Raw genomic sequence first — 15,955 nt, forward strand, 5'->3', positions numbered from 1 at the left:
CTATCCTTCAATCATCGTTATTTGTACTTTTTCTAAAATGGGGTCAAGTAAACTCAAATCACTCACACCGACATTACTTTGAGACACCGCAAAAGCGGACACAGCCGTAGCAAAAGCTAAGGTTTCTGCTTTCGATAAACCTTTTTCAAAACCATAGATTAAACCTGCTACCATTGAATCCCCAGCTCCAACGGTACTCACTACATTTTCACATTTTGGTGGTTCGGCTTTGAGCACGCTTTCATTATTAATCCATAAAGAACCTTTTGCGCCCATTGAAATAATCACGTTTTCAATGCCTTTCGCTTTGAGTTGCTGTGCAGCGGCAATAATTTCTTCAAGACTATTTAATGGATGACCAATCCAAGCCTCAAGTTCTCGATGATTGGGTTTTACTAGCCAAGGTTTCGCTTTCAATCCAGCGGTAAGCGCAGCATTGCTACTATCAAGCACAACTTTTACGCCAGCTTGGTGAAGGTGACTTAACCAATCAGCAAATAATTCAGGAGATACACCTCGAGGTAAACTGCCACAAACTGCGACAATGTCATAATCTAAACAATAAGCTAAAGAATCAGTCACAAATTGTTGCCAAACTTGTGGGTTTATTTGATATCCCAAGAAATTTAAATCTGTCACATCCGCTTCAGTTTCGGTAATTTTTACATTGATACGAGTTTTGCCATCAACACGGTGGAATTTATCTTCCAAACCATGCTTATTAAACATTTGCTCGAAATCAGCTGAATTATCCTCGCCCAAGAAACCGCCTACTGCAACATCAACGCCTAAATCTTTTAGCACTTTTGCGACATTAATTCCTTTCCCAGCAGGAAATAAGCCGAGAGTTTCTACGGTATTTACTTCACCAAGTTGGATACGATTTAAACGCCCGACTAAATCATAAGCGGCATTTAAGGTAATTGTTACGACGCTTGCCATACTATTCACCTAAACCTGATTTGATCACTGCACCGATTCCGTCAATAGCCTGTTGTGCTTCATCGCCCGTTGCAACAAAACGTAAACGAGTCCCTTTCACCACGCCTAATGCCACAATTTTCATCAAGCTTTTAGCACTCACTAATTGAGAATTACGATCAAGATTCTGAACCGCTACAGAAGCATTATATTTTTTCACTTCGTTTACCAACACCGCACTTGAGCGAGCGTGCAAACCGTGTTCGTTTTTAATCACAAACACGGCTTCAATAGCATTTGCTGGCAAATTATGATCTTCGCTTACCGCTGGTGCGTGAATTTGTTCCCCCATAATCTCAATAGTATCTGGTTCAGATGGTGGCACCGCAGAAACATTCTCGCCCAAGCCATCGGCAATCACTTTGCCCAATGCTTCAATAGCTTGTTTTGCATCTTCCCCCTCTGCCACAAAACGTAAACGATGTCCTTGTGTTACACCAAGCGCAACAATCTTCATCAAGCTTTTTGCACTGACGACTTCACTTTCACGAGTAAGATTTTGCACAGTAATTTTCGAAGTGAATTTTTTCACTTCATTAACCAAATTTGCACTTGGGCGCGCATGTAAACCGTGTTCATTACGAATCGTAAAAGTTCCCACAACGGCACCTTCTACGGATTGAGTTTCAACATCACTCGATGAACCCAAAAGTGCGGTTAAAATTTCTGTTGAATTACCATTGAGCAAGGTTGTTTGAACCTCATCATCTAATAAACGCGCTAAAGTTGGATTAATTTGATCACTGATAGCTGAAACGGTTATCACGCCTTTTACAGCTTTGCCATTGTGGCTAAAAATCGTTTTGGCACGACTAAATGCCAAGGCATTTTTCACATTTCCTACGACAGAATCCGTTACCCATAACCCTTTGCCAAGCGGTAATGCCGCATTATTAATCACCTCAGAAATAAAGCGATTTTCTACCGCACTTTGCACCTGTAATTGCCCCGCATTAATCGCGACTAAAGTTAATAAACTTTGGGTATCTACGTCTACACTGATATTGGCAGTAGGAATTTCAAATGGCTCAATTGTCTCGCCCATTAAAATCGCACGAAATTCAGCAACATCAGTTATTTTTGCTAATTTCGCTGCGGTATCTTCATCACTCAAAACGTGAGTAAGTTGACGTAATAAGGACAAATGCTCATCAGATCGCGCCGCAATACCAATCACAACATAAGCAATATTTCCTTCGCCCCATTCTATGCCTTGAGGAAATTGAAACACTTGCACACCCGTTTTCTTTACCATCGAACGAGTATCCAAGGTGCCATGAGGAATAGCGATGCCATTGCCTAAAAAGGTTGAGGTTTGCTGTTCGCGCGCTAGCATTCCTTGTAAGTAACCGTTTTCCACATTGTCTGCTTGAACTAATGCGGACGCTGCCATTTCAATCGCTTGTTGTTTATCAGCTGCGTTAGCATTTAAATGAATGTTGCTTTCCGAAAGTTCTAACATTCTTGCTCCTTAATAATTTAAAAATAAAGCTGCTGGTGAAATAAATCGACCAGCAGCTTGTTGAAAAACAATTATTTAGATGTACAGGCTTTCAGCAGTGCTTCACTACCTTGCGCAATATATTCATCATTTTCACCGCGCTCTTTGCCTTTTTGCAAATCACGCATCGCATCATAAATACCTTGAGTCATGCTTTGCGAATCCACTTTTTCCCAACAATTTGCGTTCAAACGTTTAATATTAGCTTGCAATGCTTCCGCATGTAACACGCCGCTATAATAAGCATATACATCAGAATCATGGCCGCCTGTATAAAGTTTATCCTGAATTTGTTTAACAGGAACTAAAATACGGCCTAAATACCAGTCATTCGCACCACTTGCAAAATTATCTACAAAGAAATTTTCATTCACGCGACCTTTATATGTCGCTACAGTCGCTTCATAAGCAGCCGCATAGGATTTCTGATCGATTTTATCTTTATCTAAATCAATCACTTTTTTATCGTTCCCCACAAATGGAATATAGTTGGTAACCGATGACCAAGAAGAACAACCTGCCAACATTAACGTAAAAAATAAAACAGAGATTTTTTTAAACATAGTCATACCTGATTAAAGTTAATAAAACGCAGCCATTATACTGGCTGAAGGGGATTAAAGAAAGGGCGGTAATTATTCCGCCTCTTTTACTAAAGACACCAAAATCTGATCGATTTTAAAGTTTTCCGTATCAATTACTTCAAACTTGTATTTTCCGTAAACCACAGAATCGGTTTTTTTCGGGATTTTACGTAACATATACATCATAAAGCCACTGATGGTTTCGTAATTTTCTTCATCTGGAAAAGATTCAATATCTAACACTCGCGTCACATCTTCTAATGGCGTTGCGCCATCAATAAGCCACGAATTTTCATCACGACTCACAATATATTCTTCTTCGTTAGAAACCAATTCCCCCATAACAATACTCATTACATCATTTAGCGTAACAATACCAACGACAAGGGCGTATTCATTTACAATAATCGCAAAATCTTCGCCAGTAGATTTAAACAATTCCAACACTTCGTAAAGAGAAAGCGTATCAGGCACAAATAGTGCTTTACGGAGTAGTTTGGGATCAGTCAGCACCACATTTTCATTCTGCAAATACATGGTTAGCAACGTATGGGATTCTACATAACCTAAGATTTTGTCGAGGCTATTGTCACAAATCACAATTTTAGAATGAGAATCACGAGAAAGCGTATCCATGACTTCTTGGCGAGAAAAAGTGCGGTCTAAATACACGATATTTTCACGGGTTGTCATGGTGGAAGTCACTGTGCGTGCTTGCATATCGAAAATATTTTCGATGAGATAATGCTCTTGGGTTTTTAATACACCTGCTTCTGCGCCTGCTTCTACTACGGCGAAAATATCTTCAGACGTCATACCATCTTCACGCACAGTGGAAATGCGAAATAAGCGGAAAAATACATTAGCAATCGTATCAAAAAACCATACAAGCGGCTTAAAGACAAACATACTGAAATTCATAATGCCGACAACGCGCAATGCCACCATTTCAGGATAAGTAATGGCAATACGTTTTGGAATAAGATCAGCAAATAAGATAAAGAAACAAGTAACCAACACAAACGCGATTGTAGAAGCGGTTGGTTCAATCCAATCGCCCACAAAAGAGCGGCTTAAAATTTCCGCGATATAAGGGCTTAGTGCGCTTTCACCAATTCCCCCGCCAAGAATCGCCACCATATTCAAACCGATTTGAACCACAGTAATAAAACGACCTGGATGCTCTTGTAATTTAAGCACTTGAAGCGCGCGCACATCCCCTTCATTAGCAAGAGTTTGTAGTTTCAATTTACGCGAACCCGCCAGTGAAATTTCTGCAGAAGAAACAACCGCACTAATTAGAATTAAGGCAATAATCGCCAAAATGGTATGAAATAATTCCATAATCATTACTCAAAAATATGAAAGAAAACGACCGCACTTTGCGGTCGTTCAGGATATTACTCTTCGCTGTCAAACCAGCCGCGAACAAATTGAATAGACAAGAATAAAGTAGCTAACAGGAATGCATAGAAAATCCAAGAAACGATCGGATGACTTGGCGTGTCATCAGCAGTAATTTCTTTAATTGAGGTTGCATTGCGATATTCATCCATCATCGTAATACGCCAACCATAGTATTTAATTTGCACAAGTTTGTTGTCATTACCCAAAGCCTGCGCTTCAGCCTGTAAATTGGCTGATCCAAATTTGAAGTAGAATGGGAAACCCCAACGTGTATCTTCATTGCGATACACCATAATTTTGCCATCGTCATTTTGCGTATTGATGTAATACACATCACGTGTTGGGCCATCAGCTGGATTCGATTTTGTGATGGGGCCATCTTTATCAACACGTTTAACTTCTACACCAGTAACATGCGTCACATCGTAATGAGGAAATACATAATTCACCACAGAAAACATAAAACCGTGGAATAAAAAAACAACAATAAATAAGAAATATTTAAAAAACTTTCGCATACTTTTCCCTTGTCAGAACTGTGCATTTATTCTACACGAATTTTAAATAAACGCTCGAAATTTTGCGTGGTGATTCTAGCAAACTCCTCAGTAGAAAAGCCCTTTAAGGTTGCCACGTATTCACAGACTTCTCTCGTATAAGCCGGTTGATTTTCTTTTCCCCGATAAGGCACTGGCGCAAGATAAGGCGAATCTGTTTCCACCAATAAGCGATCCGTTGGCACATAACGAATAACCTCACGAATCGCTTCGGCATTTTTAAAGGTGACAATGCCAGAACAAGAAATGTAAAAGCCTAAATCCAACGCTTTTTTCGCAAATTCCATGGTTTCCGTAAAACAATGAATAACGCCACCGCACTTTTCAGCATGGTATTGGCGTAACATTGCAATAGTATCATCACCCGCAGAACGTGTATGAATAATTACAGGCTTATCTAACTGGTTTGCAATATCGATTTGGCTATCAAACACCGCTTGTTGCTCCGCTTTATTGTCTGCACTGTAATAATAATCTAAGCCAATTTCGCCAATAGCAATCACTTTTGGATCTTGCGCTAAACACAATAAGCGTTCTGCGTCATAAGGTTCCTCTTCAAAATCTAGTGGATGAACACCGCAAGCAAGCGAGACATTATTAAATTCGCGCAAAGATTCATAAGCCTGCTCAAAACGGCTTAACGTCACACCAATTGCGAGCAAATGTTTCACATCACGCGCGCGCGCTTTTTCCACCACATCTGCGATGTTTTTATGTAAATTTTCATAATCTAATGCATCTAAATGGCAGTGGGAGTCAACAATGAACATAATTATTTTTCCTTATGCCTAAGGCTTGAACGCCATAGACGATATATCTTTAATTTATTGCGTTTCAAATACTTCTGTGACTAATCGCGTCAAGCTATCTAATAGCATCAATTCAACATTCACACCATTAATTGTCAGCAAATCTGACCGCACTTTTTGCATAATTTTGATTGCTTGTAATAAACCAAGAGCGGTTTGCTCATCGCTGAATTGTTCTATGCCACGGCCAAGATCGGCAACTTGTCGATGACTATCAATTTCAAGTTTATGTTTTAAACAATCGGAAAGAAAAGCCAAAATCCAATCCACTTGCTGAACATAGCGTTCTTTATCAAACAACGGAAGCAATTCCAATGGTGAACGTCGGCGATAGAACACCCAAAATTGACGTAAGAAGTTTTTACGCTGTTCAATAAGCCCTTGTTGTAACGTCTCTAATGCTAAAAGCGGACGCCCAAGATTCATCGCAAGTGCGGTCAAAATTTCCTGATTTTCAGCCGCACTTTCTGATTTCAACCAATCAACAGCCGTTTGCTCATTAGGCACGGACAGATTCCATACTTGGCATCGACTGTAAATGGTTGCCAACAAACTTGACGAACTATCCGTCTGAAGTAAAAAATAAGTATTTGGACGAGGCTCTTCCAATGTTTTCAATAACGCATTGGCAGCTGCTTCCGTTAAACGTTCCGCACCTTGCACATACACCACTTTATTGCCATTTTGTTGTGCGTGCTGCGCAACCATTTCATTAATGTCGCGTACTTGATCGACGCCAATATCTTTACCGTCAATGGGGCTTAATTCGTAATAATCTGGATGACTATGGGCTTGCATTAAATGACAAGAATGGCATTGACCACAAGGTTTATCGCCTTGAGCCACACACATTATTTTCTGTGCAAGTGCATTAAATAAACTTTCTACACCTAAACCAGAATCAGCTTTAATCAGCACAGCATGATGCCCCAAACCTTCATCAAAGGTTTGAACAATTTGGTGATAAATTGGCATTAGCCAAGGGTAAAGAACGGTCATTTTTCGTTTGATTTCCACCAATTTTTTACCGCACTTTCAATATCTGCTTGAACAAGTTCAATACTCTGCTCTGCATTAATCACCACTGCTTTTGAATTATCTTTTACTAACGCTAAATATCTTGCTCGAGTGCGATGGAAAAAATCCAAATCCATTTGCTCAATACGATCTAACTCGCCACGTCCACGAGCTCGCGCTAAACCGACAATCGGATCTATATCCAAATAAATTGTGAGATCTGGCTCAAAATCACCTAATACAGTTTCTTTCAAGGTGAGCATAAAATGCGGGTCTAATTGACGTCCGCCACCTTGATACGCCTGAGATGACATATCGTGGCGATCACCTACCACCCATTTTCCTTGCATTAAAGCAGGTTTAATCACGTTATCCACCAATTGAATACGTGCCGCATAAAGCATCAATAACTCTGCTTTCGCAGTCACAGGTTCTTCAGTTTCATGTTTAATTAGATGACGTAATTTCTCTGCTAACGGGGTTCCACCAGGCTCGCGTGTAAATACGACGTCTTGAATACCAAGTTCATGCAAGACTCGTACAACAGATTGATGAGCGGAGCTTTTCCCCGCACCTTCCAAGCCTTCAATGACAATAAATTTTCCTTTCATATTTTCTTCCGCACTTTTATTTGGCATTTTTCTGGCTGCGATACCAACGTAAATATTCTTGCACCGCTTTATTATGTTCATTCAAATTTCGGGTAAATTTATGCCCACCAGAACCATCTGCCACAAAATAATAAAACTCTGTTTTTTCAGGGTTCGCAACAGCCTGTAACGAACTTTCACTTGGCATAGCAATAGGTGTTGGCGGCAATCCATCAATCACATACGTATTATAAGGCGTTGGCATTTCTAAATCCTTTTTACGAATATTACCGCTGTAATTCTCACCCATACCATAAATTACCGTTGGATCCGTTTGTAATTTCATTTTTGCTTTTAAACGGTTGATAAATACAGAGGCCACTTTTGCTCGCTCAGTAGCAATGCCCGTTTCTTTTTCCACGATAGAAGCCAGAATCAACATTTCATAAGGATTCGCTAAAGGTAAATCTTCGTCACGCTCGTTCCAAGCCTTATTTAACGCCTTTTTCATTCGCTCAGCCGATCGCTTAAGTAGCTCCAAGTCTGTCGATTTAGGCGTATAGTTATAAGTATCAGGATAAAGCCAACCTTCCACATTTTTTAGTTCAAGATTTCTACCAACATCTGGCAAATCAAGTAATGTGAAAATTTCCTCGTTACTCTTATCTTTCAAGGTTTGCACCAAGTGCGGTGCATTTTCAAGATCTTTTCGCCAATCTTTAAAGGTTTTTCCTTCAATCCATTTTACATTGAACTGCACTTCCTTACCTGAATTAAGCAAATCCAGTAAATCTTGCACAGTTTTAACATTCTCAAGAGAATAAGTCCCTGCTTTTATTTTATTTAGCTCAGGTTTCAACTTCAGCAAATAAGGCAATAATTTCCCATCATCAATTAACGTTTCTTGCTCAAAAAGTGCGGCTAATTTCGAACCTGTTGTGCCACGTTCAATCGTTAAAAGTTGATCTGCCTGCACATTTACCGGTGTTTTTACAAATTCAGTAATTTTGTAATAACCAAAACTCGCCGCGCCCGCTAAAATCAAAATTAAAAGTAAAATCGCAATTAAAAATTTCTTCATAAGATATAAGAAAGAGAAAATAAAAAACAACAAAAGGGGCAATTAAGCCCCTTTCTTTTAAATATTAAATCATTTATTAAAATATTGGATATCTGCTTTTTTACGCAATGCTTTAACCCAGTCTTTTGTTGCATCTTGCAACTGAGAATTTACTAAATGTTCATAGGCTTTTTGTGCGTAGGCCTCAGCAGTAAGATCGCCGTCTCGCATTCCTGTCACTTCTAAAATATGCCAGCCAAACTCTGTTTTAAACGGTGCAGAAATTACTCCTTGTTTACTTTGTACAACAGTTTGTGCAAACTGTGGCGCATAAGTTTCAGGGAATGCATAACCTAAACTGCCGCCATTTGCGCCGGATAAATAATCTTTTGAATATTTTAACGCTGCATCTGAGAAAGAAATTTTTCCAGCAAGAATATCTGAGCGAATTTTGGTAAGTTCTGCTTTGGCTTGTGCATCATTTAGCATTGGATTTAGTTTAAGCAAAATATGACGAACTTCATATTCTTTTCCTGTTATTTTCTGTGCAGAACCTTTTTCTTTTGCTTCCTCTAACATTTTTTGTCCAAGGGCCCAAGCTTCACTACGTGCTTGTTCAACATCCACGCTTTCATGAATTGCTTTATTTCGAATTGCATCGCGGGTCATCGTTTGTAATTGGTTTTCCCAGGCTTTTTTGACATCTTTTGCGATACGTTGGCGAAATTCATTTAGTGAGGAACCTTCATTACTTAGCGCAATAGCGAACTGCCCCAAGGTTAAATTGTTTGCTGCAGCAATATGATTAAGCTGTTGCTCTACAGCTGCATTTAATGCTTTAGGGTCAATTGAAGGGGCTTTCACATCTTGCATTGCTTGATGAAGCAAAATGTCATCAATGATTTTATCTAAAGCAACTTGGCGATCTCCACTTTTTCCTATATTTGCTTGAACCTGGCTTTCAAGGACTGGAACACCATTCACCATTGCTACAACACGTTCTTCGGCTTTTACAACAGAAGCTAAAACAATGGTGCTAATAGTGGCTAAAAACAATGATTTAAATGTAGATTTTTTCATTTCTGTTTTATCAAAAAGTATCAATAATGCTCTTTAGATTATCAGTTCTAAAGAAGGTTCACAAGTGACAGTAATTATTTCCCAATAATAGCAACTTCATAGCAACCATCATATTTTTCAGTGCGAACTTGTACTAATTCCTCGCGACTTGTTGGGACATTTTTTCCTACATAGTCAGCCCTAATTGGTAGTTCTCGATGTCCACGATCGATAAAAATGACTAACTCAATTTTTGCCGCTCTACCAAAATCAGTGAGTGCATCCATTGCTGCTCGAATGGTTCGACCAGTAAAAAGTACATCATCGACAAGAATTACTGTTTTGTCTTGAATATTTAAATATTGTGAGGAGCCACTGTATACAGGCATTTTATCCTCTTGATCTACTAAGGTTAGATCGTCTCGGTAAAAGGTAATATCCAGTTCCATAGATGGTAATTTATTACCACTTAATTTTTCTACTCTATGCTGTAATAATGCAGCAATTTCAGCCCCGCGGCGTTTGATTCCAACAATCACTACATTATCGAGAGATTGGTGTTTTTCAATGATTTCATGGGAAATGCGTGAAATTGTACGAGAAAAACGATCGTGATCGATAATAATTTTTTCCATCTTGTCCAGCTTAATAAAAGATTTTCTAGGGGCTAGAGTATAAAGAAAAAGTAGTCAAAAAGCGATTGTATTTACACCCTTTTTCTTATTGTTCCGTTATACTACTAAACAGATAGATTTATTTGATTAGGAGGCGAGACAATGCATTATTCTATTCAGGATTTTATTCAACTTATTGCTCAATTGCGCAATCCAAATGGCGGATGCCCTTGGGATTTAAAACAAAATTATGAATCGATGATTCCTTGCTTAACGGAAGAAACTTACGAAGTAATCGAAGCAATTGAGAAAAAAGACATTCCAAATTTACGCGAAGAATTAGGGGATTTATTGTTACAAGTCGTTTTCTTCAGCCAGCTTGCTACAGAAGATAAACACTTTACTTTTGACGATGTATTGCACGATGTTGCTGAAAAAATTGTGCGCCGTCATCCTCATGTGTTTGGTGATGCAAAAGCGGGGGATGAAACAGAAGCCCTTTCCCGTTGGAACGAAATGAAAGCCAAAGAAAAACAAGGTAAAAGTGCAGAAACCTCTATTTTAGATAATGTACCTCGTGCATTGCCTTCTCTTACGCGAGCGGCAAAATTACAAAAACGTTGTTCAAAAGTAGGGTTTGATTGGGAAGAAATTTCCCCCGTATTTGACAAAGTGCAGGAAGAATTAGAAGAAGTTCAAGCTGAAATTAACCGCACTTCGATTGACCAAAATAAAGTGGAAGAGGAAATGGGCGATTTATTGTTCGCAACGGTCAATCTTGCTCGCCACTTAAAATGTGATCCTGAAGATGCATTGCGAAAAGCGAATTTAAAATTTGAACGTCGTTTTCGAGCAGTAGAACAAGCGGTTCAACAACAAGGTAAGCAAGTTAATGATGTGCCACTTATTGAGTTAGATTTGTTGTGGGATGAAGTGAAAAAACAAGAAAACTAATTGAGAAGTGCGGTAAAAATTTCTCTCATTTTTACTGCACTTTGATCTGCCCCCCAAAAAGTTGGACAGGTTAGTTAACTTAAATATTGAGCTCGGTATTGCACTGGGCTCAATCCTTTTAAACCAAGTTTAATTCGTTTTTGGTTGTAATACACTAAATATTCTTCAATGTCAGCCTGTAATTCAGCAATTGAATGATAAGTCCGAGAGTAAAAGCACTCTGATTTTAATATGGCAAAAAAGCTTTCAATCACCGCATTATCATAGCAATTTCCTCGGCGGCTCATACTTTGAACCGCTTTACCCTCCAACATTTTCTCCCATTCCGCCGTGCCATACAATACACCTTGGTCGCTATGAATAATCGGGCATTCTGTCGGGTTAAGCCGACTAAGCCCTTCTTCTAACATCTTTTTTACCAATGAAAACTTCGGGCGTGTCGCAAAGTTATAGGCAATAATTTCTCGGTTAGCCAAGTCCATCAACGGTGAAAAATAAAGCGTTTCTTGACCAACATGAAATTCCGTTACATCCATTACCCATTTTTGATTGAGTGCCGTTGCTGTAAAATCTCGATTCAGCAAATTCGGGTCAATATGCAATGTTTTTCCACGTTTTCCATGTCTTTTCTTACGTAAAATGGAATGAATACCTAACTCGTTCATCAGTTTTAACAGCGTTTTATGATTCAAATTAAACCCCATTTGGCGTAAATTTAAACGTCATGGGGCGATAACCATCTCGTTTTCTGTTCTTTTTATACAGCGATAAGATAGTCTCTTTTACCTCGTGATAATTTCGCTTAATCTCTTTATCGTAAAAGCTTAAGCGAGGCATTTTAGCCACATGAAGTCAATCATTTAACGCATGGTCTTGCTTCAATCTTTCAATGATTTTTCTTTTTTCTGTCGTTGTTTTTGACGGTCTAGCGCAGATAAGCAATCTCCGCACGAGCCAAGGCGAGCTCTCGCTGCAGCTTTTTAAACGCTTTAGGTGAAAAGTCTGTAGTTTCTGGAATTTCAATGTCTTTCTTTTTCATCTTTGGCTTCACTATTTTCGGGGTTTGAAGGTTTGTATGAGGCGATTTTACGCCATCAAGCCCTCTTTCCCGAAATGCTTTTAGCCAATAAATGACGAGAGCATGAGAAATTTTATGAAGTTTAGTCACCTCACGGATACCATAATCCTGTTCGGTGACGAGTTTGATAATTTTCAAACGAAATTGATACGAGTAGGACATAATCTGCACCTCAAATTAGGTGTCCAGGTTTTGGGGTGCAGATCACTTTCTTCGTTAAAGTTGCTGAATATCCAATGCCATTTGGTCTAACATTTCATAACGTTTACGATACATAGAACGTTTTTTACTTGCGATATCTTCTAACTGTTTGCGTTCAATATCTAAAGGTAATTGCCAATAATTATTGCGATATTCCCCTTGATTCTCTTGCCAGAACTCATCGTAATTAAACAAAATCTTACTGCGCGCAGAAAGACGATATTTTCCTTGCGCTTTGTGCGGAATGCCCACTAACTCACATTGCCATTTTTCAGCAAGTATTTTGAACGCATTAACCAACATAAACATTGGACGCATACCATGCAATGCTTTCGTAGCCTGTTTCACAAGCTCTTGAGCATTGTCACTTGAGGGGCCTTGAATCGAGGCGATAAGCAATTTATTCGGGCTCAAAAAAGTGAAAGACGCATCATATACTCGCTTATTATGTTGATTACGAATATTAATAGAAAAATACCCTTCAAAGGGATCGATATGGTTGATACTCAAAGATAAACGCAAATCATCAGTTAATTGCGTTAACACGATATTTTGTTGTTCCAATAATTGTTGGCAAAGCGAACGTCCCATTTTCTCTTCTGCCAAACGTAAATTCTCCGTAATCGCCGTTAAACGTTCTGAAGCAGAAAAGCGTTTATCGCAAAAAGTAGTCAGAACTGTATTGATACGATAATAATCTTGTGTAAATAGAGGCTGCCATTGAGTTTCTGTATTAAGAAAATCCACTAATTGGCTACATTGCTTTTGATACAACCATTTATAGCCATAATAACGTAATTTTTCCCGCACTTGTTTGAGAAAAGGGCGATCCTTGGAGTAAGGATACATTTGAACGTAAGTGGGGAAAATAAAATTATTTTTCGTGGACATAACTCAATATTTTGTGAAATTTAATAAAATTATCAGCCATTTTAGCGATTATCACTTCATTTGCCAAAATTCTTTTTTGTTTAAAACCCACTTTACAACTCAGATTTTGTTATAATCTTTTCCTTGAATTCCTTTTTCCCTACCCCAATATTTACCTAAATTATCGGAAAGAATTAAGAGAGATAAATTATGGCGAAGAATACCCAACGTACGATGCCCGTATTACCATTACGCGATGTCGTCGTTTTCCCTTATATGGTGATGCCACTTTTTGTAGGGCGTGCAAAATCAATTAATGCCCTTGAAGAAGCGATGAACGATGATAAACAGCTTCTTTTGGTATCTCAAAGAGAAGCCGATTTGGAAGAACCTACCCCTGAAGATTTATTTGATGTGGGTACCGTTGCTAACATTATTCAATTACTAAAATTACCTGATGGTACAGTAAAAGTGCTAGTTGAAGGTCAGCAACGTGCAAAAATTTTGAGTATTGAAGATGGTGAGAAATGCTTTTCTGCTCAAATAACGCCTATCGAAACGACTTATGCTGATGAGAAAGAATTACATGTCGTGAGAAGTACGGTGTTGTCTGAGTTTGAAAATTATCTTACTCTGAATAAAAAGGTACCTGCTGATATATTAAATGCTATTCAACGTATTGATAATGTAGATCGTTTTGCTGATACGATGGCGGCACATTTGCCAGTTGCAGTGCACCATAAACAGAATGCATTGGAAATTGTTGATGTGCAAGCACGCTTAGAGTTTTTGCTCGGTATAATGGAGTCGGAAGCTGATATTCTTCAAGTAGAAAAACGTATTCGTGGCCGAGTAAAAAAACAAATGGAGAAAAGCCAGCGCAACTATTATCTTAGCGAACAAATTAAAGCTATTCGTAAAGAAATGGATGATGGTGAAAGTGAGGATACGATTGATGAAGTTGAACAACTTCGTCAAAAAGTAGAAGCGGCTGGTATGCCAGCAGATGTGCGCAATAAAGTGGAAAATGAGCTACAAAAACTCAAAATGATGTCAGCCATGTCTTCTGAAGCGACCGTTGTTCGTAGCTACATTGAATGGATGCTCCAAGTGCCTTGGCATCAACGTTCTAAAGTGAAAAAAGACATTTCAAAAGCACAACAAGTATTAGATGCCGATCACTATGGTTTAGAACGAGTGAAAGAACGTATTCTTGAATATCTTGCAGTACAAGCACGTTTAAACAAAGTGAAAGGCCCCATTCTTTGCTTAGTTGGCCCTCCAGGCGTAGGTAAAACTTCTCTTGGTCAATCTATTGCCAATGCCACTGGTCGTAAATATGTCCGTATGGCATTAGGCGGTGTTCGCGATGAGGCAGAAATCCGTGGCCACCGTAAAACCTATATTGGTGCATTGCCAGGTAAATTAATTCAAAAAATGGCAAAAGTGGGGGTGAAAAATCCATTATTCTTGCTTGATGAAATCGACAAAATGGCCTCCGATATGCGAGGCGATCCAGCATCAGCATTGCTTGAAGTACTTGACCCTGAGCAAAACACCACGTTTAACGATCACTATTTAGAAGTGGATTATGATCTTTCTGATGTGATGTTTGTGGCAACCTCAAACTCCATGAATATTCCTGGTCCATTGTTAGATCGTATGGAAGTTATTCGTCTTTCTGGTTACACAGAAGATGAAAAACTTAATATCGCGATGCGCCATTTATTAGCAAAACAAATTGAACGTAATGGTTTGAAGAAAGGCGAACTTACCGTCGAAGAAAGTGCAATTTTAGATATTATCCGCTATTACACACGTGAAGCGGGCGTTCGTGGATTAGAACGTGAAATCTCAAAAATCTGCCGTAAAGCAGTGAAAAATTTATTAGTAAATCCAAAACTTAAATCTATCACGGTAAATTCAGATAATCTGCACGATTATCTTGGTGTCAAACGCTTTGAATTTGGCAAAGCCGACACACAAAACCGAATTGGTGAAGTGACAGGTCTAGCCTGGACAGAAGTGGGCGGTGATTTACTCACTATTGAAACCGCCTCCGTTGTCGGTAAAGGAAAACTCACATACACTGGTTCATTAGGTGATGTGATGAAAGAATCCATCCAAGCAGCCATGACGGTTGTGCGCGCACGTGCCGAAAAATTGGGTATCAATTCTGAATTCCATGAGAAACGCGACATTCACATTCACGTGCCAGATGGTGCAACACCAAAAGATGGTCCGAGTGCAGGTATTGCAATGTGTACTGCATTAGTTTCTTGTTTAACAGGTAATCCTGTACGTGCGGATGTAGCCATGACAGGTGAAATCAGTTTACGCGGTAAAGTATTACCAATCGGGGGATTAAAAGAAAAACTTCTTGCGGCACATCGTGGCGGAATTAAAACCGTATTAATTCCAAAAGAGAACGTTAAAGATCTCGAAGAAATTCCAGAAAACGTGAAACAAAATCTTACGATTCATGCGGTAGAAACCATTGATGAAGTACTTGGTCTTGCATTGGAAAATCCGCCTGAAGGCATTGAGTTTGTCAGAGTTGAAGCTAAAGCGACAAAATCACCCCGCCGTAAAGCGATCAGTAAGACAACAAGAGCGGTCAATTAATTGAATGTTTTAGGGCTTGTGAAAACAGGCCCTTTTTATCAACATTCA

General features: G+C 39.0%; 15 protein-coding genes and 1 pseudogene. 2 read left to right on the forward strand and 14 right to left on the reverse strand.

Annotated features, from left to right (window positions below):
- From fruK to pyrR, 11 genes are all read right to left on the reverse strand, one after another.
- Complete coding sequence (gene fruK, locus FE813_RS04055) at nt 1–942, reverse strand: 1-phosphofructokinase (protein ID WP_114891225.1); 942 nt, start codon at nt 940–942, stop codon at nt 1–3.
- 1 nt (nt 943) lies between these two features.
- Nucleotides 944–2,443 carry a fused PTS fructose transporter subunit IIA/HPr protein gene (fruB, locus tag FE813_RS04060; protein WP_139989521.1) on the reverse strand — a complete coding sequence of 500 codons (1,500 nt, stop codon included), beginning with the start codon at nt 2,441–2,443 and terminating at the stop codon, nt 944–946.
- 71 nt (nt 2,444–2,514) lie between these two features.
- On the reverse strand, nt 2,515–3,045 hold the full coding sequence (locus FE813_RS04065; RefSeq protein ID WP_005626129.1) for an HI_0449 family lipoprotein: 531 nt from the start codon (nt 3,043–3,045) through the stop codon (nt 2,515–2,517).
- Between the two features lie 72 nt (nt 3,046–3,117).
- Nucleotides 3,118–4,416 carry a polyamine export protein PaeA gene (paeA, locus tag FE813_RS04070; protein ID WP_005635716.1) on the reverse strand — a complete coding sequence of 433 codons (1,299 nt, stop codon included), beginning with the start codon at nt 4,414–4,416 and terminating at the stop codon, nt 3,118–3,120.
- Between the two features lie 50 nt (nt 4,417–4,466).
- Entirely contained in the window at nt 4,467–4,991 is a 525-nt protein-coding gene (locus FE813_RS04075; protein ID WP_139989523.1) for a DUF1523 family protein, read from the reverse strand.
- A gap of 26 nt (nt 4,992–5,017) precedes the next feature.
- Nucleotides 5,018–5,800, reverse strand: coding sequence for a YchF/TatD family DNA exonuclease (locus FE813_RS04080; RefSeq protein WP_139989524.1), 783 nt, complete (start codon nt 5,798–5,800; stop codon nt 5,018–5,020).
- Nucleotides 5,801–5,854: 54 nt separating this feature from the next.
- The gene (locus FE813_RS04085; protein WP_139989525.1) at nt 5,855–6,838 is read right to left on the reverse strand and encodes a DNA polymerase III subunit delta'; all 984 of its coding nucleotides are present in this window, start codon (nt 6,836–6,838) and stop codon (nt 5,855–5,857) included.
- On the reverse strand, nt 6,835–7,467 hold the full coding sequence (gene tmk / locus FE813_RS04090) for a dTMP kinase (RefSeq protein ID WP_180978680.1): 633 nt from the start codon (nt 7,465–7,467) through the stop codon (nt 6,835–6,837). The genes FE813_RS04085 and tmk overlap by 4 nt, the downstream gene beginning before the upstream one ends.
- Nucleotides 7,468–7,483: 16 nt before the next feature.
- Nucleotides 7,484–8,527 carry an endolytic transglycosylase MltG gene (mltG, locus tag FE813_RS04095; protein ID WP_139989527.1) on the reverse strand — a complete coding sequence of 348 codons (1,044 nt, stop codon included), beginning with the start codon at nt 8,525–8,527 and terminating at the stop codon, nt 7,484–7,486.
- Nucleotides 8,528–8,596: 69 nt separating this feature from the next.
- The gene (locus FE813_RS04100) at nt 8,597–9,586 is read right to left on the reverse strand and encodes a peptidylprolyl isomerase (RefSeq protein WP_139989528.1); all 990 of its coding nucleotides are present in this window, start codon (nt 9,584–9,586) and stop codon (nt 8,597–8,599) included.
- Nucleotides 9,587–9,660: 74 nt separating this feature from the next.
- Nucleotides 9,661–10,200, reverse strand: coding sequence for a bifunctional pyr operon transcriptional regulator/uracil phosphoribosyltransferase PyrR (gene pyrR, locus FE813_RS04105; protein WP_048952948.1), 540 nt, complete (start codon nt 10,198–10,200; stop codon nt 9,661–9,663).
- A gap of 141 nt (nt 10,201–10,341) precedes the next feature.
- Between pyrR and mazG the strand changes: the two genes are divergently transcribed.
- Nucleotides 10,342–11,133, forward strand: a complete 792-nt coding sequence (gene mazG / locus FE813_RS04110) for a nucleoside triphosphate pyrophosphohydrolase (protein WP_139989529.1) — start codon at nt 10,342–10,344, stop codon at nt 11,131–11,133.
- A gap of 74 nt (nt 11,134–11,207) precedes the next feature.
- On the opposite strand, the gene FE813_RS04115 is transcribed toward mazG, so the two are convergent.
- The 3 genes and pseudogenes from FE813_RS04115 to FE813_RS04130 all read right to left on the reverse strand — a co-directional run bounded on the left by FE813_RS04115 (nt 11,208) and on the right by FE813_RS04130 (nt 13,303).
- Nucleotides 11,208–11,825 (reverse strand): IS3 family transposase, encoded by a 618-nt coding sequence (locus FE813_RS04115; RefSeq protein WP_180978681.1) that lies wholly within the window; start codon nt 11,823–11,825, stop codon nt 11,208–11,210.
- 186 nt (nt 11,826–12,011) lie between these two features.
- Nucleotides 12,012–12,373 (reverse strand): annotated as a pseudogene (locus FE813_RS04125) (transposase).
- A gap of 54 nt (nt 12,374–12,427) precedes the next feature.
- Nucleotides 12,428–13,303, reverse strand: a complete 876-nt coding sequence (locus FE813_RS04130; protein WP_139989532.1) for a VirK/YbjX family protein — start codon at nt 13,301–13,303, stop codon at nt 12,428–12,430.
- Nucleotides 13,304–13,492: 189 nt separating this feature from the next.
- On the opposite strand from FE813_RS04130, the gene lon reads away from it, so the two are divergent.
- Nucleotides 13,493–15,907, forward strand: coding sequence for an endopeptidase La (gene lon, locus FE813_RS04135; RefSeq protein WP_139989533.1), 2,415 nt, complete (start codon nt 13,493–13,495; stop codon nt 15,905–15,907).
- Nucleotides 15,908–15,955 lie beyond the last annotated feature (48 nt).

Origin of the sequence: Haemophilus seminalis, from assembly GCF_006384255.1 — a bacterium.
Lineage (GTDB): Bacteria > Pseudomonadota > Gammaproteobacteria > Enterobacterales > Pasteurellaceae > Haemophilus > Haemophilus seminalis.